This is a genomic window from Dyella sp. OK584 (genome assembly GCF_057787755.1).
This window is the reverse complement of sequence record NZ_CM173542.1, coordinates 2,679,498-2,697,846: the sequence shown is the minus strand read 5'-3', so window position 1 is coordinate 2,697,846 and position 18,349 is coordinate 2,679,498. Positions and strand designations below refer to the sequence as shown.

At 63.7% G+C, this 18,349-nt stretch carries 17 protein-coding genes and 1 tRNA gene; 17 read left to right on the top strand and 1 reads right to left on the bottom strand.

Annotated features, from left to right (window positions below):
- Window positions 1-6 precede the first annotated feature (6 nt).
- The 17 genes from AC3CBN_RS12055 to AC3CBN_RS11975 all read left to right on the top strand — a co-directional run bounded on the left by AC3CBN_RS12055 (window position 7) and on the right by AC3CBN_RS11975 (window position 13,704).
- On the top strand, window positions 7-1,560 hold the full coding sequence (locus AC3CBN_RS12055) for a DHA2 family efflux MFS transporter permease subunit (RefSeq protein ID WP_488633265.1): 1,554 nt from the start codon (window positions 7-9) through the stop codon (window positions 1,558-1,560).
- 89 nt (window positions 1,561-1,649) lie between these two features.
- Complete coding sequence (phaR, locus tag AC3CBN_RS12050) at window positions 1,650-2,135, top strand: polyhydroxyalkanoate synthesis repressor PhaR (protein ID WP_488633264.1); 486 nt, start codon at window positions 1,650-1,652, stop codon at window positions 2,133-2,135.
- A 98-nt stretch (window positions 2,136-2,233) separates the two neighbouring features.
- Window positions 2,234-2,995: an acetoacetyl-CoA reductase gene (gene phbB / locus AC3CBN_RS12045; RefSeq protein WP_488633263.1), complete on the top strand. Its 762-nt coding sequence runs from the start codon at window positions 2,234-2,236 to the stop codon at window positions 2,993-2,995.
- A gap of 98 nt (window positions 2,996-3,093) precedes the next feature.
- Entirely contained in the window at window positions 3,094-4,485 is a 1,392-nt protein-coding gene (locus tag AC3CBN_RS12040) for an FAD-dependent oxidoreductase (protein WP_488633262.1), read from the top strand.
- A 1-nt stretch (window position 4,486) separates the two neighbouring features.
- Window positions 4,487-4,906 carry a DUF3293 domain-containing protein gene (locus tag AC3CBN_RS12035; protein ID WP_488633261.1) on the top strand — a complete coding sequence of 140 codons (420 nt, stop codon included), beginning with the start codon at window positions 4,487-4,489 and terminating at the stop codon, window positions 4,904-4,906.
- 113 nt (window positions 4,907-5,019) lie between these two features.
- Entirely contained in the window at window positions 5,020-5,658 is a 639-nt protein-coding gene (ccmA, locus tag AC3CBN_RS12030; RefSeq protein WP_488633260.1) for a cytochrome c biogenesis heme-transporting ATPase CcmA, read from the top strand.
- Entirely contained in the window at window positions 5,655-6,341 is a 687-nt protein-coding gene (ccmB, locus tag AC3CBN_RS12025; RefSeq protein ID WP_488633259.1) for a heme exporter protein CcmB, read from the top strand. Before ccmA ends, ccmB begins: the two co-directional genes overlap by 4 nt.
- 1 nt (window position 6,342) lies before the next feature.
- Window positions 6,343-7,152 (top strand): heme ABC transporter permease, encoded by an 810-nt coding sequence (locus AC3CBN_RS12020; RefSeq protein WP_488633258.1) that lies wholly within the window; start codon window positions 6,343-6,345, stop codon window positions 7,150-7,152.
- The gene (gene ccmD, locus AC3CBN_RS12015; protein WP_488633257.1) at window positions 7,149-7,343 is read left to right on the top strand and encodes a heme exporter protein CcmD; all 195 of its coding nucleotides are present in this window, start codon (window positions 7,149-7,151) and stop codon (window positions 7,341-7,343) included. Before AC3CBN_RS12020 ends, ccmD begins: the two co-directional genes overlap by 4 nt.
- 26 nt (window positions 7,344-7,369) lie before the next feature.
- Complete coding sequence (ccmE, locus tag AC3CBN_RS12010; RefSeq protein WP_488633256.1) at window positions 7,370-7,837, top strand: cytochrome c maturation protein CcmE; 468 nt, start codon at window positions 7,370-7,372, stop codon at window positions 7,835-7,837.
- On the top strand, window positions 7,834-9,807 hold the full coding sequence (locus AC3CBN_RS12005; RefSeq protein ID WP_488633255.1) for a heme lyase CcmF/NrfE family subunit: 1,974 nt from the start codon (window positions 7,834-7,836) through the stop codon (window positions 9,805-9,807). The genes ccmE and AC3CBN_RS12005 overlap by 4 nt, the downstream gene beginning before the upstream one ends.
- Window positions 9,804-10,346 (top strand): DsbE family thiol:disulfide interchange protein, encoded by a 543-nt coding sequence (locus AC3CBN_RS12000; protein ID WP_488633254.1) that lies wholly within the window; start codon window positions 9,804-9,806, stop codon window positions 10,344-10,346. The genes AC3CBN_RS12005 and AC3CBN_RS12000 overlap by 4 nt, the downstream gene beginning before the upstream one ends.
- The gene (locus AC3CBN_RS11995) at window positions 10,346-10,798 is read left to right on the top strand and encodes a cytochrome c-type biogenesis protein (protein ID WP_488633253.1); all 453 of its coding nucleotides are present in this window, start codon (window positions 10,346-10,348) and stop codon (window positions 10,796-10,798) included. The genes AC3CBN_RS12000 and AC3CBN_RS11995 overlap by 1 nt, the downstream gene beginning before the upstream one ends.
- The gene (locus AC3CBN_RS11990) at window positions 10,795-11,844 is read left to right on the top strand and encodes a tetratricopeptide repeat protein (RefSeq protein ID WP_488633252.1); all 1,050 of its coding nucleotides are present in this window, start codon (window positions 10,795-10,797) and stop codon (window positions 11,842-11,844) included. Before AC3CBN_RS11995 ends, AC3CBN_RS11990 begins: the two co-directional genes overlap by 4 nt.
- On the top strand, window positions 11,844-12,947 hold the full coding sequence (gene metX, locus AC3CBN_RS11985) for a homoserine O-acetyltransferase MetX (protein WP_488633251.1): 1,104 nt from the start codon (window positions 11,844-11,846) through the stop codon (window positions 12,945-12,947). Before AC3CBN_RS11990 ends, metX begins: the two co-directional genes overlap by 1 nt.
- Before the next feature lie 67 nt (window positions 12,948-13,014).
- Entirely contained in the window at window positions 13,015-13,593 is a 579-nt protein-coding gene (locus AC3CBN_RS11980) for a cysteine dioxygenase family protein (protein WP_488633250.1), read from the top strand.
- A gap of 25 nt (window positions 13,594-13,618) precedes the next feature.
- Window positions 13,619-13,704: transfer RNA gene (locus AC3CBN_RS11975), tRNA-Leu, on the top strand.
- 136 nt (window positions 13,705-13,840) lie between these two features.
- Here the strand turns inward: AC3CBN_RS11975 and AC3CBN_RS11970 are convergent.
- Window positions 13,841-18,289 carry an ATP-binding protein gene (locus AC3CBN_RS11970; RefSeq protein ID WP_488633249.1) on the bottom strand — a complete coding sequence of 1,483 codons (4,449 nt, stop codon included), beginning with the start codon at window positions 18,287-18,289 and terminating at the stop codon, window positions 13,841-13,843.
- Window positions 18,290-18,349: the final 60 nt, after the last annotated feature.

The following is an 18,349-nucleotide window of genomic DNA, read 5'->3' as shown; positions in this document are numbered from 1 at the left end:
CCCGACATGGCCACCACACCCGACGACGCCAAGCCGCTGCCGCCGCTCCAAGGCACGGCGCTGGTCCTGCTGACCATCGCGGTCGCGTTCAGCACCTTCATGGAAGTGCTGGACATGACCATCGTCAACGTCGCCGTGCCGCACATCGCTGGCAGCCTCGGCGTCAGCGCGAGCGAAGGCACCTGGACGATCAGTTCCTACTCACTAGCCAGCGCGATCATGCAGCCACTCACCGGCTGGATTGCGCGGCGATTTGGCGAGGTAAAAACCTTCGTCGTCTCCGTGATTCTGTTTGTGCTGTTCTCCATGATGTGCGGCCTCGCCACGTCAATGCCGATGCTGGTTATTGCACGACTGATGCAGGGTGCCGGTTCCGGGCCGATGGTGGCGCTGTCGCTGACCCTCCTGCTGGCTAGCTATCCGAAGACCAAGCAGGGTATGGCGCTCGCGCTGTGGGCGATGACGGTGGTAGTGGCGCCGATCTTCGGCCCGATCCTGGGTGGTTACCTCACCGATAACTTCTCGTGGCCGTGGATCTTCTACATCAACCTGCCCGTGGGCCTGGCCGCCGCGGTGATCACCTGGACCCTGCTGCACAAGCGCGAGACCAAGACCTTCGATACGCCAATCGATGTGATCGGCCTGGTGCTGCTGGTGGCCGGCGTTGGCTGCCTGCAGTTCATGCTGGATAACGGCAACGACAACGACTGGTTCTCTTCGCCGATGATCGCCACGCTCGGTCTGGTCGCGCTGATCTGCCTGACCTTCCTGGTGGTATGGGAACTCCACGCCAAGCATCCGGTGGTCGACCTCAGCCTGTTCCGCCAGCGCAATTTCACCGTGGGCGTGACCGCACTGTCGCTGGGCATGTTTGCGTTCTTCGGCATCAACGTGGTGTTCCCGTTGTGGCTGCAGACGACGCTGGGCTACACGGCCACCTGGGCAGGCCTGGCAACGGCACCGGTGGGCATCCTCGCCTTCCTGCTGGCACCCGTGCTGGGACGCAACCTGCATCGGCTGGAGTTGCGAGGCGTGGTGACCTTCGCGTTCATTGTGTTCGCGGCCACCTCTTACTGGTTTTCCACATTCGATAGTTCGGCTTCGTTCGGTTCGCTGGCGCTGCCCCGCTTCGTCATGGGCATTGCGATTCCGTGCTTCTTCATCCCGCTGAACCAGATCTACCTCGCAGGCCTGCCAGCCAACCAGATCGCCAGCGCCTCGGGCCTGGCCAACTTCTTCCGCACCCTGGGGTCCAGCGTCTCCACTGCCGTGACGGTCACGCTGTGGCAGCACCGCGGCATCTGGCATCACGCCACGCTTACCGAATATGTTTCGCCCTCCAGCCCGGCCGCCAACCAGGTGCTTCAGGGGCTGCGCCATGCTGGATTCGGCCAGACCCAGGCGCTAGGCATCGCCGACCAACTGGTGAACCGTGAGGCCCTGACCCTGGCGGTGAACGACGTCTTCTGGATGTGCGCCGTGCTGTTTGTGCTGCTGATTCCGGTGCTTTGGTTTGCCCGGCCGCCATTTGGCAGTGCTGGCGGCGCGGTAGGTCACTGATCTTTAACGATTGCTGCACTCGCGAGTGCAGCATGATCTATGTCACGTGCGACTGGTGCGGCGCAATACCTTCTGCTAGCTTGTGTCGCATGGCACAAGCGATCCGCATCATCAAGAAGTATCCGAACCGCCGGCTCTACGACACGGAGATCTCCAGCTATATCACGCTGGAAGAGGTCCGCCAGTTGGTGCTGGACTGCGAAACTTTCGAGGTCCGGGACGCCAAGAGCGGTGAGGATCTGACCCGCTCGGTGTTGCTGCAGATCATCTCTGAGCACGAGGATAAGGGGCAGCCGATGCTGTCCCCGCAGCTGCTCAGCCAGATCATCCGCTTCTACGGTGACTCGCTGCAGGGCTTCATGGGCCCATACCTGGAGCGGAGCCTGCAGGTTTTCCTGGACCAGCAGCAGCAGTTTCGCACCCAGCTCAACAGCCTGCTTGGCCAAACGCCCTGGTCCATGCTCAACGACCTGACCGAGCGCAACATGGATGCCTGGCGCAACATGCAGCGCGGCTTGATTGACGCCGCCACCCAGGCACAGACGCCGCCCCGCGGCGGCAAAAAGCCCGGCTGACCTTTCCTGCCGGCGCGAGTCGCGCCGGCTCACTCCCGTCCCATCCACCGCTGCAGCACAGCACGTGCTGCCCTGCGGCATGCGCACGAGTCCTTCACATGATTCCATCCGCCCGCGCTCCTCGTGTTGCCATCGTGACAGGAGGCATCGGCGGCCTTGGCACCGAGATCTGCCGCCAGTTGGCGCAGGCCGGTCGCCAGGTGATTGCCGTGGATCTGCCCACACGCGAGGAGCGGCTGCATGCTTTCCAGCGTGAATTGGCCGATCTGGATGGTGCGGTGAGGTTCGAGCCGGTGGACGTAAGCCAGTTTGATAGCTGCGCCGCGCTGGTCGAACGCGTGGAGCAGCAGCATGGCAACGTGGACATCCTGGTCAACGCGGCCGGCATTACCCGCGACACCAGCCTGCGCAAGATGACTCCGCAGCAATGGCACGAGCTGATGCGCGTCAACCTCGATGGCGTGTTCAACATGTGCCGCAATGTGGTCGAGGGCATGAGCGGCCGCAGCTTCGGTCGCATCGTCAACCTGAGCTCGGTGAACGGCCAGACCGGCCAGTTCGGCCAGACCAACTACTCCGCCGCCAAGGCCGGTGTGCACGGCTTCGGCATGGCGTTGGCGCGCGAGACGGCACGCAAGGGCATTACGGTGAACACGGTCTCGCCCGGTTATTGCGATACCGCACTGGTGGCCGCCGTGCCGGCCGATATCCGCGCGCAAATCGTTGCGGACATTCCGGTGGGCCGGCTGGGTTCTCCGGGCGACATCGCTCGCGCCGTCGCTTTTCTTACCGCCGACGATGCCGGCTACATCACCGGGGCAAATCTACCGGTGAACGGCGGGTACTTCATGAGCTTCTGAGCCGGGTCAAGGTCGGGTCGCGCACCGCGCGCTCCAACCGGAACCGCGACCCGCTACTCTTGCCGTCCAACGCGTTGCCCACTTCATAGCGGAGCCCCATGGCGCAGCAAATCACCCTTATCGGCGGCGGCCTGGTTGGCGCGCTGCTTGCCCAGCAGTTGGCCAGACGTGGGTTCGCGGTGGATGTGTACGAGAAGCGCCCCGACCCGCGCGTAGCGGGTTTCCTCGGTGGCCGCTCAATCAACCTGGCGCTGGCCGAACGCGGATTGCACGCGCTACGCCAGGCCGGCCTCGCCGACGATGTGCTGCAGCGTGCCGTAATGATGCGTGGCCGCATGGTGCACACGCGCGATGGACGCTCCGGCCTGCAGCGCTACGGCGTAGACGACAGCGAGGTGATCTGGTCGGTCTCGCGCGGCGCGCTCAACATGCTGCTGCTGGATGCCGCTGAAACTGCTGGGGTGCGTTTCCATTTCGGTCAATCGTTGGTCGACGCGGATTTCCAGGCGGGGCGCATTCGGCTTGCCGATGAAGAGGGTGTCGAGCGCGATATCGACGCCCCCGTGGTGGTCGGCGCGGACGGCGCAGGCTCCGCGTTGCGCGCCGCCATGAACCAGCACGAGGCACTGGGCGAGCGCGTGGAAGCGCTGGGCCATGCCTACAAGGAGCTGGAGATTCCGTCGGCTGGCACCTTGTCTTCCGAACTGGTCGACCGCAGCGGCGGCCACGACCAGTTCGCGCTGGAACCGCACGCCCTGCATATCTGGCCGCGCGGCGGTTACATGTGCATCGCCCTGCCCAACACCGAAGGCAGTTTCACCGTCACGATGTTCCTGCCGGCGCAGGGAGCGCATCCAAGCTTTGCCACCCTGCCGGATGCCGCCGCGGCGCGGGCGTTCTTCCAGGACGATTTCCCGGACCTCCTGCCGCTCATTCCCGATTTCGCGACGGATTACGACAGTCACCCGGTGGGCACGCTGTCCACGCTTTACTTGCAACGCTGGCACCTGGATGGGCGCGCACTGCTGGTGGGCGACGCCGCGCATGCGATCGTGCCGTTCCACGGCCAGGGCATGAACTGCGGCTTCGAAGACACTGTGGTGCTGGCTTCGCTGCTCGCTGCCTCGCCAAACGACACCAGCGAGGTGTTCGCCGAATTCCAGCGCATCCGCCAGCCAAACAGCGACGCCATTGCGGCGATGGCACTGGAGAATTACGTGGAGATGCGCGACTCGGTGGCCGACCCGCACTATCTCGCCAAGCGCGAACTCGGCGCCCTGCTGGCCGAGCGCGCGCCGCAGCATTTCATGGCGCGCTACCGCATGGTCACCTTCACGCACCTCCCGTATGCGTATGCCTATGAGCGCGGTCGTGCGCAGGATGTGCTGCTGGAACAACTGCTGCGCGGCTCCACACAAGCCACCTCGGTCGATCTTGGCGCCGCCATCAACGCGCTCAAAGCCACCCTGCCGCCCCTACCCCACCGCTGACATGGATGAGGCGCTGCTTGCCGCCTATCTGGCCACCGATTACCGGGTGCGCCTGGGAGGCGGCGGCTGGGCCAGCATCCATATCGACCAAAAGCTGCCTGCTGAGATCCGACCGCTTGTCGGCCCACGCGCCTGGGGATTCATCACCGCATGGAATCCGCGCTCCCAACCCTTGCCGCGGCAGCAGAACCGTCTGGCCCAGCGCGCGCTTTTGCGAGCCTTGCACACGCAGGCCGGCGTAGAGGCTATCCACCCTGCCGTAGGGGTGGGCAGGGGCCGTCGCTGGAAAGAACCCAGCCTGTTCGTGATCGGCCTCGGAACCGAAGCACTCGATCGGCTGTCCCAGCAATTCGGACAACGTGCATACCTGCACGGCAACGGCGATTCACCAGCCCGCCTCCACCTGATACCAACGGATTGAATGCCAGTCGCCTCTGATCTCACACGGCAAGATCCGCACGCACAGGCGGCCGGATTCCTTGGCGTCACCCCGCCGCATGGACAAGCCTGTCAGCCATTGCGGACAATCGCGTGATGACTAACCTGTTTGCCGCCGCCCCCGTCCTGTTGGAAGCACGGGCGCTCTCCTTCTATCGCCAGGACGAACCCGTGTTCGGCCCGCTGGACTTTCGCCTGCACGAAGGCGAGGTAGCCCTGGTCGAAGGTGACAACGGCAGCGGCAAAACGACTTTGCTGCGCATCCTGGCGGGCTTGCTGCATATCGACGAGGGCGAACTTCGGTGGCGCGGGCAACCATGGCGGCGCATTGAACACCTGGGCGATACGCTGTTCCTCGGTCATCACCTCGGCCTGAAATCCGATCTCAGCGCCCGAGAGAATCTTGCCGTGGCCGCAGGCATGTATGGCACGCGCGACGGCCACGATGTGGCCAGCGTACTGGTCAGCATTGGCCTGGCCGGCTACGAAGACGAACCCGTGCGCCGCCTTTCCGCCGGTCAGAAGAAGCGCGCCGCGCTGGCCCGACTGCTGCTGCTGCCGTCCACCCTGTGGCTGCTGGACGAGCCCTACGCCAACCTCGACCGTACCGGCATCGAGCTCGTCAATCGCCTGCTGTCGGAACATGCAACAAGCGGCGGTGCCGCGCTGGTCACCAGCCACGGTGCGGTGAGCTTCCTCAACGGTGAGCCCAAACGGGTGCGCATGCACGCATGAGTCACGCGCCGCTCGCCTCCGCCTGCGCCGCCGTGTTGCGCCGCGACCTCACCCTGGCCTGGCGTCGCCGCGGCGACATCGTCATGCCGGTGCTCTATGCACTGATCGTCATCACGCTGTTCCCGTTCGCACTGGGGCCGGAAGATGCGCTGCTGCAGCGCATCGCCAGCGGCGTGGTGCTGGTGACCATGCTGCTGGCCATGCTGCTGGCGCTGGATGCCATGTTCCGCAGCGATATCGAGGACGGTTCGCTGGAGCAGCTGATGCTCTCGCCGCAACCACTGGCGCTGATGCTGGGCATGAAGATCCTGGCGCACTGGATCACCACCGCGTTGCCATTGATCATGATCGCGCCCCTGCTGGCCGGCATGCTGCACCTGCCGACCGAGGTGATGCCGGTACTGGTCTATGCGCTGCTGCTTGCTACGCCGCTGCTCAGCCTGCTTGGCGCCGTCATGGTGGCGCTCACGGCCGGCACCCGGCGCTCTGGTATGCTGCTTGCCTTGATGCTGCTGCCGCTATGCGTGCCAGTGGTGATCTTCGCCGCTGGCGCCGTCGCCGCGGCACAACAGGGGCTGCCGTGGCTCGCACCCATCGCTTGGCTGGGGGCCGCGCTGGTCATGGCCTTGGTGCTGGCACCGATGGCTTGCGCCGCCGCCCTTCGAATCGCTCTGGATGCTTGAGATGGCCAACTGGATCCCGCTCTGGGTGCACAAGCTCAGCTCGCCGCCGAACTTCTACCGTTTCGCCGGCACGCTACGCCCCTGGGCACTGAGCCTGGCTTTATTGCTGGGAGCCGTCGCGCTCTACGGCGGTTTGGTGCTCGCGCCGGCCGATTACCAGCAGGGCGACGCCTATCGCATCATTTTCATCCACGTGCCCTGTGCGTGGATGAGCCTGTTCATCTACGGCCTGATGGCCGTCGCCTCGTTTATCTCGCTGGTGTGGCGCATCAAGCTGGCTGAAGTCGTGGCGATGGAATCGGCGCCAATCGGCGCAGCCTTCACCTTCATCACACTGGTCACAGGCTCCCTGTGGGGCAAGCCGATGTGGGGCACCTGGTGGACCTGGGACGCTCGACTCACGTCCGAGCTGGTGCTGCTGTTTCTGTACCTGGGCGTGATCGGCTTGTACCACTCGTTCGAGGATCGTCGCCAGGGCGCCCGCGCCGCTGCGTTCCTCGCCATCATCGGCATCATCAACGTGCCGATCGTGCATTTCTCGGTGAACTGGTGGAACACGCTGCACCAGGGTTCCACCGTGCGCATTCTTGGTCCGTCGAAAATGAGCATCGACATGCTGTGGCCGCTGCTCACCATGATGGCAGCCACCAAGTTCTATTACATCGCGAGCCTGTTCGGCCGCGTGCGCACCGACCTGTTGTCGATGGAAAGCGGCAAGGACTGGGTGCGCCAGATCGCCGAAGCACAAGGAGGTGCGAGTGCCGCAGGTGCGGGACGCACAGGAGCGGCAGAGCAGGAGGGCCGCCGATGAGCCCGTTCTCCTGGGAGCATTTCCTCGCCATGGGTGGCTATGCCACTTACGTGTGGCCGGCGTTCGCGGTGTTCTTCATCGTGCTGATCGCCGACTACGTGAGCCCCGGCCTGCGCCGTCGCCGCGACCTGCGCGAACTGCGTGCCCGCATGGCGCGGCAAAGCGCGCGCCAGCAACGCAACCCTTCATAGCCCTGAGCGGCACTCACTGAGTCATCATGAATCCCACTCGCAAGCGCAGGCTCACCATCGTTCTTCTCGTGATTGCTGCGGCCGTCGTAGCGGTCGGGCTGATCGTGTTCGCCCTGCAGCAGAACATGAACTACCTGTTCACGCCGAGCCAGGTGCAGTCGGGCGAAGCGCGTAGCTACAAGAATTTCCGTCTCGGCGGCATGGTCAAGGCCAGATCGATCCAGCGCAGCAGCGATTCGCTCAAGGTGACTTTCACCGTGGTCGATGCGAGTGGCTCGATGCCGGTCGAATACACCGGCATCCTCCCCGACCTGTTCCGCGACAACCAGTCGGTGATCGCTACGGGCCACATGGACAACGCACGATTCATCGCCACCGAAGTGCTCGCCAAGCATGACGAGACCTACATGCCCAAGGAGCTGAAGGACGCCATGGCCAAGGCACACGAGGGCAAGCAGGTGAACGAGGCCGCCGGCCAGGACAAGCCACAATGACACCTGAACTCGGCCAGCTTGCGCTGATCCTCGCCCTGCTGCTGGCGTTCGTGCAGGGTGCGTTGCCACTCATCGGCGCCTGGCGCGGCAATCGCGCGCTGATGGCGGTGGCCCGCCCGGCCGCGGCAGGCCAGGCCGTGTTCGTGATGCTCGCCTTCTCACTGCTGGTTTGGGCTTTCCTGAAGTTCGACTTCTCGGTGCAATACGTCGCCGATAACTCCAACCTCGCCCTGCCCTGGTATTACCGCGTTGCCGCGGTGTGGGGCGCGCACGAAGGCTCGCTGCTGTTGTGGATCTTCATCCTCAACCTGTGGACGCTGGCGCTGGCCACGTTGAGCCGTCGCCTGCCCGAGGTGTTCGTGGCACGCGTGCTCGGCGTACTCGGCTTGGTCGCGGTGGGCTTTCTTGCCTTCATCATCTTCACCTCCAATCCGTTCGCACGCCTGTTGCCTATGCCAGCCGACGGTGGCGACCTGAATCCTGTGCTGCAAGACCCGGGCATGACCTTCCATCCGCCCGTGCTCTACATGGGCTATGTGGGTTTCTCGGTCGCGTTTGCGTTCTCGATCGCAGCATTGCTCGGCGGCGAGCTTGAGCAGGCCTGGGTGCGCTGGGCGCGTCCGTGGACCAACGTGGCGTGGGCTTTTCTCTCAGCCGGCATCGTTGCCGGCAGTTGGTGGGCCTATGCGGAACTGGGCTGGGGCGGCTGGTGGTTCTGGGATCCGGTGGAGAACGCCAGCTTCATGCCGTGGCTGGTGGGTGCGGCGCTGATCCACGCGCAAGCGGTGACGGAAAAACGCGGCGGCCTTCGCGCGTGGACCATCCTGCTATCGATCTTCGCGTTCTCGCTGTCGTTGCTGGGCACGTTCCTGGTGCGTTCGGGCGTGCTCACCTCGGTGCACGCATTCGCTTCGGATCCAAGGCGCGGTCTGTTCATCCTGTGCTTCCTTGCGGTCGTCGTCGGCGGCTCGCTGTTGCTGTACGCACTGCGCGCACCGAAGGTGGCAGGCGGCAGGCCGTTCAGCGTGGTATCGCGTGAGACAGCCATCCTCATCGGCAACCTGATGTTTACGGTCGCCGCGGCGATGGTGCTGCTGGGCACGTTGTTCCCGCTGCTCGGCGATGCGTTGAACCTGGGCAAGATCTCGGTGGGCCCGCCGTACTTCGGCTTTCTGTTCACCCTGCTGATGTTGCCGGTGGTGCTGTTGCTGCCGTTCGGCCCGTACCTGCGTTGGGGCAAAAGCGAGACGCCGCTGCTCAAGCGTGTGATGTGGCGTGCGGGCCTCGCCGCCGTGGCCTGCGCCATCGTCGCTGGTTTCCTCACGGATGGCGAAACCAAGGCGATCGCAGGTACCGCTGCCGCCGTATGGTGTGGCTTCGGTACCCTGCTTTACGTGTTCAAGCGCTGGCGCGAAATGCCAGCGGGTCGCCGCTATCCGGCTGAGATGGCCGGCATGTTGTTGGCACATTTTGGCGCAGGCGTATTCCTGGCCGGCGTGATGCTGACCAATGCGCTGAGCGTCGAGCGCGACGTACGCATGGCGCCGGGCCAGACGGAAAGCATCGGCGGCTACGAGTTTCGATTCGATGGCGTGCAGCAGACGCAAGGCCCGAATTGGCGAGGCGACCAGGGTACGGTCACCGTGACGCGCAACGGCCGCGAAATTGCGGTGATGCATCCCCAAAAGCGCACTTATCTGCGTGGACAGGTACAGACGGAGTCGGCGATCGATCCAGGCGTCACGCGTGACCTGTACGTGGCGCTGGGTGAACCGATGGACCGCAATCAACCCGAAGGTGCCTGGGCGCTGCGCCTCTACGACAAGCCGTTCGTGCGCTGGATCTGGGCTGGCGGCCTGTTCATGATGCTTGGCGGCTTCTTTGCCGCAGCCGATCGTCGCTTCCGCACCAAGCGCGTGGCCGAAACGGAAGCCGTGCCGGCTGCAGCTCTGCAAGAGTCGCGCGCATGAGCCGCCTGCTACCGTTCTTCGGTTTTCTGCTGCTGGTGGTGCTGTTCGGTTTCGGTATCTGGTGGAACACGCAGCACGACCAGCGCGAAGTGCCCTCGCCACTGATCAACAAGCCGGCTCCCGCGTTCGTGCTTCCCAAGCTGGACGATCCGAGCCAGACGGTGAGCCGCGATGTGCTGCTGGGCAAGCCGTATCTCATCAACGTGTTCGCCAGCTGGTGCATCGCCTGCGGCGAGGAACACCCGGTACTGATGACGCAAGGCAAGACCATTGGCGTGCCGATCATCGGCTACAACTACAAGGACGCCCCGGACGACGCGAAGGCGTGGCTGATGCAGCACGGCAACCCGTATGACCTGGTCATTGTGGATCAGCAGGGCCGCACTGCGATCGACTTCGGCGTCTACGGCGCACCGGAGAGCTTTCTGGTCGATGGCAAAGGCGTGATCCGCTACAAGCGCATCGGGCCGCTGACGCCGGAAGTGATCGAGAAGGAACTCAAGCCTGCCATCGCCGCGCTTCGCAAGGATGCCCCGTGATGCTCGCCCTGCTGCGTTCCCTGCTGGTCGCCACGTTGCTGATCGCCGGCTCTGTCGCGGCCCAGGCCATCGATCCTCTGCCCTTCAAGGATCACGCGCAGGAAGTGCGCTTCCAGAACCTCTCGCGCGAATTGCGCTGCCTGGTATGCCAGAACGAGAACCTCGCCGACTCCAACGCTGACCTGGCTCGCGACCTGCGCCACGAAGTGTTTGACCTTATGCAGCAGGGCAAGAGCGATGACGAGATCAAGCAGTACCTGGTCGATCGCTATTCGGATTTTGTGCTGTACGACCCGCCAGTGAAATCCAGCACGCTGCTGCTGTGGTTCGGTCCACTGGCGATCCTGCTGGCAGGTGCCGTGGTGGTGGTGATCACGGTACGCCGACGCGGCCGCGTCGCGCCTGCAGCCTCCGTGGATGACAGACCGAACGACGAAGGGGACGACTGGTGAGGCTGGCTTTCTATCTGATCGCCGCGGTGATGATCGCCGCGGCGCTGTTCCTGTTGCTGCTGCCGTTGGTGCGTCATGGTCGCCAGCAAGGTCGGCCGCGCGCCATCTTCATGCTGGCGTTGGCGTTGGCCTTCGCGCTGCCGCTCGCGGCTGTCGGCCTCTATCTTGTTGTGGGCACGCCAGTGGCGCTGGAAGGCGTGCAGCGTCCTGACAAGGGCATGAGCATCGACCAGGCCGTCGATGAGCTGAAGACCCACCTGGCCCAACAGCCGGACGACGCGCAAGGCTGGATGTTGCTGGCGCAGACCTATAGCGTCATGCACCGCGCGACCGATGCGCGCGACGCGTACGACCAGGCGCTGCGCATCGACGCCAACAACAGCGTGGCGATGGTGGGCTGGGCCGAAGCCGACTCGCTGCTGCGCGAGGATCACCGCATCGAAGGGCGTGCGCTCCAACTGCTGGAGCGTGCCGTGAAGCTGGATCCGCAAAGCCAGCGCGGCATGTGGCTGCTCGGCATCAGCCAGTTCCAGCATGACCACTACGCCGAAGCCGCCGCCACGTGGCGCCAGTTGCAGCCGCAACTCGAGCCCGGCTCCACGGTTGCCAAGGCCGTGGCAGAGCAGATCGCCGTGGCAGAGTCTCGTGCTAGCGGAGGCGGCAAGCTGGCACCTGAAACCCCGGCATCCGCTGCCGCTGAAGGCCCTGCCCTGCAGGTGCAAGTGACCCTGTCGCCAACCCTGAAAAGCAAGCTGGCGCCCGGCGACACCCTGTTCGTCTACGCGCGCGCCGAACGTGGGCCGCCGATGCCGTTGGCCGTGGCGAAGCTGGACGCAACCACCTTGCCGGCCATGGTCACGCTCACCGACGCTATGGGCATGACGCCTCAGCTCAAACTATCCTCCGTGCCACGTGTGTTTGTCGGCGCACGCATCAGCAAGAGCGGCCAGGCCATTGCCCAGGTGGGCGACCTGGAAGGCGATGCGGGAGTGGTCGACGTCAACACGCACACTCCCATCAAGATCAGCATCGACAAGGTTCATTGATGAGTCGCGACGCGCGCCGATACTTCGCCCTTCCTTCGCCCTTTGCGATGAAGCGTGGCGGCGAACTTCACGGTGCCCGCGTCGCCTTCGAAACCTGGGGCGCGCTGAGCCAGGCGCGCGACAACGCCGTACTGATATTCACCGGCCTTTCTCCCAGCGCGCACGCGGCATCCAATGCCGAAGACCCGTCGCCTGGCTGGTGGGAACCGATGATCGGCCCGGGCAAGGCCATCGATACCTCGCGCTGGTTCGTGATCTGCGTGAACTCGCTGGGCAGCGACAAGGGTTCCACCTGCGCCGCGTCGATCAATCCCGCCACCGGCGAACCGTATCGGCTGGACTTCCCCGAGCTGTCGCTGGAAGACGTCGCCAATGCCGCGCACGCCGCAGTCAGCAGCCTGGGTATCGAGCAACTGGCCTGCCTGATCGGTTGCTCCATGGGTGGCATGAGTGCGCTGGCCTACATGGTGTTGCATCCAGACAGCGTGCGCGCCCACATCAGCGTGGACACGGCACCACAGGCGCAGCCCTTCGCCATCGCCATCCGTTCGTTGCAGCGCGAAGCCATCCGTCTGGATCCGCACTGGAACAACGGGCGCTACGACGACGACCACTACCCTGAGGCAGGCATGAGCATCGCGCGCAAGCTCGGTGTCATCACCTATCGCTCGGCGATGGAATGGAATGGTCGCTTCGCGCGCATCCGTCTGGATCCCGAGCAACGCGACGACAATCCGTTCGGCCTGGAATTCGAGGTGGAGTCGTACCTGGAAGGTCATGCGCAACGCTTCGTGCACACGTTCGATCCCAACAGCTACCTCTACCTTTCGCGCGCCAGCGACTGGTTCGATATCGCCGAGTACGGCGAAGGCAGCGTGCTAGAAGGGCTCAAGCGCATTCGCATCGAGAAAGCCATGGTGATCGGCGTGAGCACCGACATCCTGTTTCCGCTGGAACAGCAGGAGCAGATCGCCGAAGGCTTGCAAGCTGCAGGCGCGGAAGTGGATTTCGTCGCGCTGAACTCGCCACAAGGCCACGACGCCTTCCTGGTCGACATTCCCAACTACAGCCGTGCCATAGGCGGTTTTCTTGGCCAACTCTGAACGGCCGTCTGCAGCCCCTACCGCACACTGTTAAGATGACCCGGTAGCACCGCAACCCGAGACCGACATGCTCACCCTGGATTTCCCCGGTTCCCGCAAGCTGATCGACGCCATCGACCACGCTGTCTCCCAAGATTCCACTCGCGCCGTCACCGACAGCCTGCGAAATAGCCTCTGCAGCCTGATCCGCGGCATGGAAGTGAAGTTGCCCGACTGCGTGTTCGAAACCGCCGAAGGCCGCTACGCGCGCCGCGAGCTCTATCGCAGTGAGGAACACGGCTACTGCGTGGTGGCCATGACCTGGGGGCCCGGTCAAGGCACACCCATTCACGACCACTGCGGCATGTGGTGCGTGGAAGGCGTCTGGAGCGGCTCGCTGGAAGTGGTGCAGTACGAGCGCCTGGCCGACGAAGACGGTCACTACCGCTTCCAGCCGGTGGGCTCCATCCAGGCCGGCCCTGGCTCTGCCGGTAGCCTGATCCCGCCGCACGAATACCACACGATTCGCAACGCCAGCGACGATGGCGTTGCGGTGAGCTTGCACATCTACTCCGGCCAGATGACCCACTGCGCGGTCTTCCAGCCGCTGGGCCACGACCAGTACCAGCGCACCGATCGCCAACTGGGGCTCGACCCGGTCCACTGAACCCGGCATAATTGGTGCTTGTTGTGCCGGTGTGGCGGAATGGTAGACGCGGTGGACTCAAAATCCACTGGCAGCGATGTCGTGTAGGTTCGAGTCCTATCACCGGTACCAAGAATTCAGGCCCCTTTCGGGGCCTTTATTTTTTTTGTCGTTCGGCGGATCACGTTTCTGACTATCGGCCCGATTCGAGGCGCCGGCAGCACCTGATCCGTCTCGCCCAGACCAAAACCGTCGTGACGCCCGGGAATCACCCCGTCGGTTGCGTCCCCGTGACCGGGCTGCGATCGAGTCCGGCGATCACGACCTCAAGTGCCTCCAACTGGTGCTCAATGTGCTGTCGCTGCGTCACGGCATCAGCGTCAGTCGAAGGGAAAGCTTCTTCGCCCAGCAGGCGCAGGGCACCGTGGATGCGGTGAAGGATGTCGTGTTGTTGCTGCATGTCACCGTCGCGCAAGGCTTGGTCCAGCACGGTGAGATCTTGCCTGGCACTATCGACAAGACTGCGCAATACGTTGCCCACTTGCTGCCGCGAACCAAACACCTCCATCAACATGCGCAACCGGGCATCGCCATCCATGTCGATGTGCGCTTCATTTTCGACGCGTCCGGGCTGCGCGTTTGCCAGGCAGCTGGCCAGCATGGAGTCCAGCGTGGCGAGCTGCACCGGTTTCGCAAGAAACTCATCCATGCCGGCTTCGCGACAACGCACGACTTCCTCCGGCAACGCACTGGCCGACAACGCCAGAATAGGAAGGTGGCGACCACTGCCCTTTTCCGCCTCGCGAATACGCCGTGCCAACGCATAGCCATCCAGCACGGGCATATGGCAGTCGGAAATGAGCAGGTCGTAGTGGGTGCTCGCTAGCGCACGCAGCGCTTCTTCACCGTTGTCGACCATCGTGTGCGGATAACCGAGTCGTTCGAGCTGACGACTGATCACGGCTCGGTTGATGGGGTGATCTTCCGCCACAAGGATGCGTTGCGTGTGCCTGATGGCAACGCTGGTTACTGCTTCTTTCGAAGGTACATCGAGACCAAACACGGCGTGACAGGCCTCGGATGCCGAACGCCAGAGCAAGGGATAGCCCGACAGCATGACCTGGCCATCGTCCATGTAGAAACTACGGGGATCAGGAACTGCAAGCAGGTGGATGACCCGTGCGCCGTGCACTTGCCATCCGTTGCCCGGCAGATTGGCGTCAATGGCATAGACGTCGACGTCTTCGTTCTCGTAGTCGCTCAGATCGCGCGCGTCTGCACCGATCACGGACATGCCGAGTGCCGACAGCGCATTGGAGAGCCCTCGCTCGAGCATGATGTCTCGTGTGCACAGCAACGCCCGCTTGCCACTCAGCGCTGGTCGCGGACGCAATGCGCGCGCAATGGGAAGCGTCACTTCGAATATCGCCTGCGTGCCGAAGCCTGGCGTGCTGGAGAGTCGGACTTCACCGCCCATCATCTGCGCGAGATGACGGCAGATGCTCAGGCCTAGCCCGGTGCCGCCATAGCGTCGCGACGTCGACGCTTCAGCCTGCACGAAAGGCTTGAACAGGCGTTCGAGCTGCTCCCCGGAAATGCCGGTACCCGTATCCGTCACGTTGATGCGCAGGCGCTGGGTGCCCGATGCATCATCGAGCAGTTCGATGTGAAGCTCGACATATCCCTTCTCGGTGAACTTGAGCGCATTGCTCAGCAGATTGATGATCACCTGCCGGATTCGCACCCTATCACCGCGGTGTTCCGCTGCCAGCCGCCAGTCCAGCGTGCCGTAAAGCCGCACGCCCTTTTCCTGCGCCAGGGCAGCAAACAGGCCCAGGGCGCCATCAGCTAGCGCGCGCAGATCGAACGGATGATCTTCGAGGCGCAAGCGCCCCGCTTCGATACGAGAGAAATCCAGGATGTCGTCCAGAATCTGCAGCAATGCACTTGCGGAGTCGCCTACCAAATCGAGCATATGCAACTGCTCACGATCGAGCGGAGTCTTGCCGAGCAGTTCGATCATGCCCAGCACGCCGGCCATGGGCGTGCGGATTTCGTGGCTCATCATGGCCAGGAAAGCACTCTTTGCCGCCACGGCGGCGTCGGCCGCCGCCTTGGCCTCGGCGAGCGCCTGTGCTTGTGCTTTTTCCACAGAAACATCCACTGAGAAGATGCTGCAGGACACGGTACCGTCAGACTCGCTGCGCGGCTGTCCGAAGGAGGAGCGCACCCAGTGCTTACCGGTGTGGGTGATGATGCGGAACTCGACGTTAGGTGCGCTGCGACCCTCAAGCAGATTGCCAATGGCCTGCTCAACCGCTGGCTTATCCTCGGCCTGCATCACGTCGAACGGACGCCGCCGTCCCTGCATGAGTTCGTCATGCGACATACCGTAGAGCGTGTCGGTCGGGCCGCTGACGTAGTCGAAGCTGCTCAGCCCTTCCGCCGTATAGCGCACGCGCATGACGACGCCCGGCAGACTCTCGTTGGTATCGATCAGCCGCTGCTCTGAAGCAAGTGCACGTGCCTCCGCTTCGCGCAGGTCCGTGACGTCGACCAGAGTGCCTAGCAGGCCGATACCGAGACCGTCACCTTGTGCGAACCGGTGCAGCCACAACAGCACGTCGCGCGCTGGGCCGTCCTCAACCATGGGACCGATATGCAGTTCTCGCCGGACATCTTGCCCGTGGCTGAGGACATCAAGATCTATCTGATGCAATGCATCCGCATCGAGCCCGCGTAGATGCCGGGCATCGGCCAACGTACGTCCGAGCAATTCGCCGCGAGAGCAGCCGAACATCGCCTCGTAGGCGCGGTTGATGGCCAGGTAACGCCCTTCCGCGTCCTTCACGAAAACCGGATAGGGGATGGTCTCGAGCAACGCTTGCTGGAAGCGCAATTGCGCATCGAGCTTGAGCTCGGCCGAGCGTTGCGCCCGCAACGCCCGGCGCAAGCGGTTGTACGCGAACCCGATCGCACCGACGATCGTGGCAGCCACGAACAGGCCGATCAGCACCCACGCCCAAGGCACGCCGTAGCGGTATTGCGCCGTCAACCAATGACTGCGAATCGCTTGTCGCCGCCCTTCTGTGACGCCGACCAACACGCGGTTGATCATTGGCATCAGACGCTGGTATTTGCTCGTCACGCCGATCGCCAGATCCTGGTCCAAGCCGGCAGGACCGACGACCCTCAATGTGGCGACGTAGCGGTCGCGTATCAGTGGATCGATGGTGGGCAGCGTGCCGATATAGGCGTCCGCTTTCCCGGAAGCGACCATCTCCAGACCTTCCGCGTTGCTGCCCACCGGCATCAGCTGGCTGCGCGGCAGCAGCATCCTCAGGCGGGGCAGCAGCCCGGCCTGCTCGCGCGCGGCGATCTTGCGACCAACCAGGTCTTCTGGTCCGGCGATCGCCGGACCGTGCATGTGCGTCACGATCACCTCGGGAAAGTGCTCGTACGTCCGGCTGAAAATTATGTCCTGCGCAGGGAGATCGTCCGGCGATGCCGCCGCGACCATGTCGATCTCCCCTGAGCGGACCATCTTCCGCAGGCTGTTCCAGTCATTGGCTGGCACCAGCTGCACGCGCAGACCAAGCTCTTTCTGCAGAATCTCCACATAGTCCGCGGCAAGACCATCGAACTGGCCCTGACTATCGAGGAATGTGTAAGGCTGGCGGTCAACCTCGAAACCTAGCCGCAAGGGCGCCAGACTGCGTAGCCACTCGCGCTCGTCAGGAGCGAGCTCGCGTGAAGGTGGTGGGGCACCGCCATCGCTAAGCAGACCCCAGCGCGTGCGCAACCGCGCGAACTCGTCGGCCGTAACCGTGTTTTCAGCCTTGCGCAGCAGCTGCAGCAGCATCGGGTGGCCGTGCGGCATGGCGAGACCAACGACAACGGGGGGAAGATCCAATGTCTCCAGCACGACCAGATCATCGCTGCGTCGCCCGAGAAGCAGCATTTGTGTTCGTGAGCTGGTGACTCCGATGTAAGCATCAGCCTGGCCCTTGGCGACCATGTCCATGGCCTGGCGGCCGTCGTCGGCAAACAGCAGAGTGGCCGTCGGGAAACGCGACGCCAGCGTGGTGATGACATGGTGAAAGCTGCGCTCAACCACGATGCGTGCATGCTGCAAATCGCTTGCCGAGCGTATTTGCTCGTCGCCCTTGCGACCTACCAACAACAGCTTTCCGCTCCCGTAGGGCCTCAGAAAATCAAACCTGACGTTGTGCTCATCGGTGACTGACACGGCAAGCAACAGATCGTATGGCGCCCCCTTCCCTTGCGCGGCGCCCTCGACGACAGCATCCAGATCCGAGAATGGATGGAACACCAATTGCAGGCCGACCCGTCCGGCCAGCAGGCGGGCGTAGTCCACCGCGAAACCCTCCGGCCTTCCAGCCGCCCATGTCTCGGCCGGCAGGTGATCCCCCGCGAATACTCCTACCTGAACGACTGGATGCGCACGAAGCCAGGCCTCCTCATCCGGCGTCAGTGCCGCTGGCGTCGGGTCGCGCTCACTGACAGTTGAGACCGTACCTTCTTGTGTGGATCTGCCTTGCACAGCGAAGGCCCGTGCCTGGTTCCAGGGTGTCCACAGCACGAGCAGCAGCGCCAGCCAGCATGTGGCTCGCCAAGTTGGCCAGGAGCGACGGCCCTCATCACGGATCGTTGATGTGTCGTAAAAGCCGTTGGTTGCGTCCGTGGAGGCGTCCATGATTCCAGCCCATCCGAAAGGACTCAGCGTAATAAGCCGCCTACATGATGCACCATGAGA

Excerpts from the sequence above, each read along its gene's own strand:
- AC3CBN_RS11995 (WP_488633253.1), top strand. The coding sequence starts at position 10,346 with ATGCTCGCCCTGCTGCGTTCCCTGCTGGTCGCCACGTTGCTGATCGCC.
- phaR (WP_488633264.1), top strand. The coding sequence starts at position 1,650 with ATGGCACAAGCGATCCGCATCATCAAGAAGTATCCGAACCGCCGGCTC.
- ccmB (WP_488633259.1), top strand. The coding sequence starts at position 5,655 with ATGAGTCACGCGCCGCTCGCCTCCGCCTGCGCCGCCGTGTTGCGCCGC.
- ccmA (WP_488633260.1), top strand. The coding sequence starts at position 5,020 with ATGACTAACCTGTTTGCCGCCGCCCCCGTCCTGTTGGAAGCACGGGCG.
- AC3CBN_RS12020 (WP_488633258.1), top strand. The coding sequence starts at position 6,343 with ATGGCCAACTGGATCCCGCTCTGGGTGCACAAGCTCAGCTCGCCGCCG.
- AC3CBN_RS12000 (WP_488633254.1), top strand. The coding sequence starts at position 9,804 with ATGAGCCGCCTGCTACCGTTCTTCGGTTTTCTGCTGCTGGTGGTGCTG.
- AC3CBN_RS11980 (WP_488633250.1), top strand. The coding sequence starts at position 13,015 with ATGCTCACCCTGGATTTCCCCGGTTCCCGCAAGCTGATCGACGCCATC.
- AC3CBN_RS12040 (WP_488633262.1), top strand. The coding sequence starts at position 3,094 with ATGGCGCAGCAAATCACCCTTATCGGCGGCGGCCTGGTTGGCGCGCTG.
- metX (WP_488633251.1), top strand. The coding sequence starts at position 11,844 with ATGAGTCGCGACGCGCGCCGATACTTCGCCCTTCCTTCGCCCTTTGCG.
- AC3CBN_RS11970 (WP_488633249.1), bottom strand. The coding sequence starts at position 18,289 with ATGGACGCCTCCACGGACGCAACCAACGGCTTTTACGACACATCAACG.
- ccmE (WP_488633256.1), top strand. The coding sequence starts at position 7,370 with ATGAATCCCACTCGCAAGCGCAGGCTCACCATCGTTCTTCTCGTGATT.
- ccmD (WP_488633257.1), top strand. The coding sequence starts at position 7,149 with ATGAGCCCGTTCTCCTGGGAGCATTTCCTCGCCATGGGTGGCTATGCC.
- AC3CBN_RS12055 (WP_488633265.1), top strand. The coding sequence starts at position 7 with ATGGCCACCACACCCGACGACGCCAAGCCGCTGCCGCCGCTCCAAGGC.
- AC3CBN_RS12035 (WP_488633261.1), top strand. The coding sequence starts at position 4,487 with ATGGATGAGGCGCTGCTTGCCGCCTATCTGGCCACCGATTACCGGGTG.
- phbB (WP_488633263.1), top strand. The coding sequence starts at position 2,234 with ATGATTCCATCCGCCCGCGCTCCTCGTGTTGCCATCGTGACAGGAGGC.
- AC3CBN_RS12005 (WP_488633255.1), top strand. The coding sequence starts at position 7,834 with ATGACACCTGAACTCGGCCAGCTTGCGCTGATCCTCGCCCTGCTGCTG.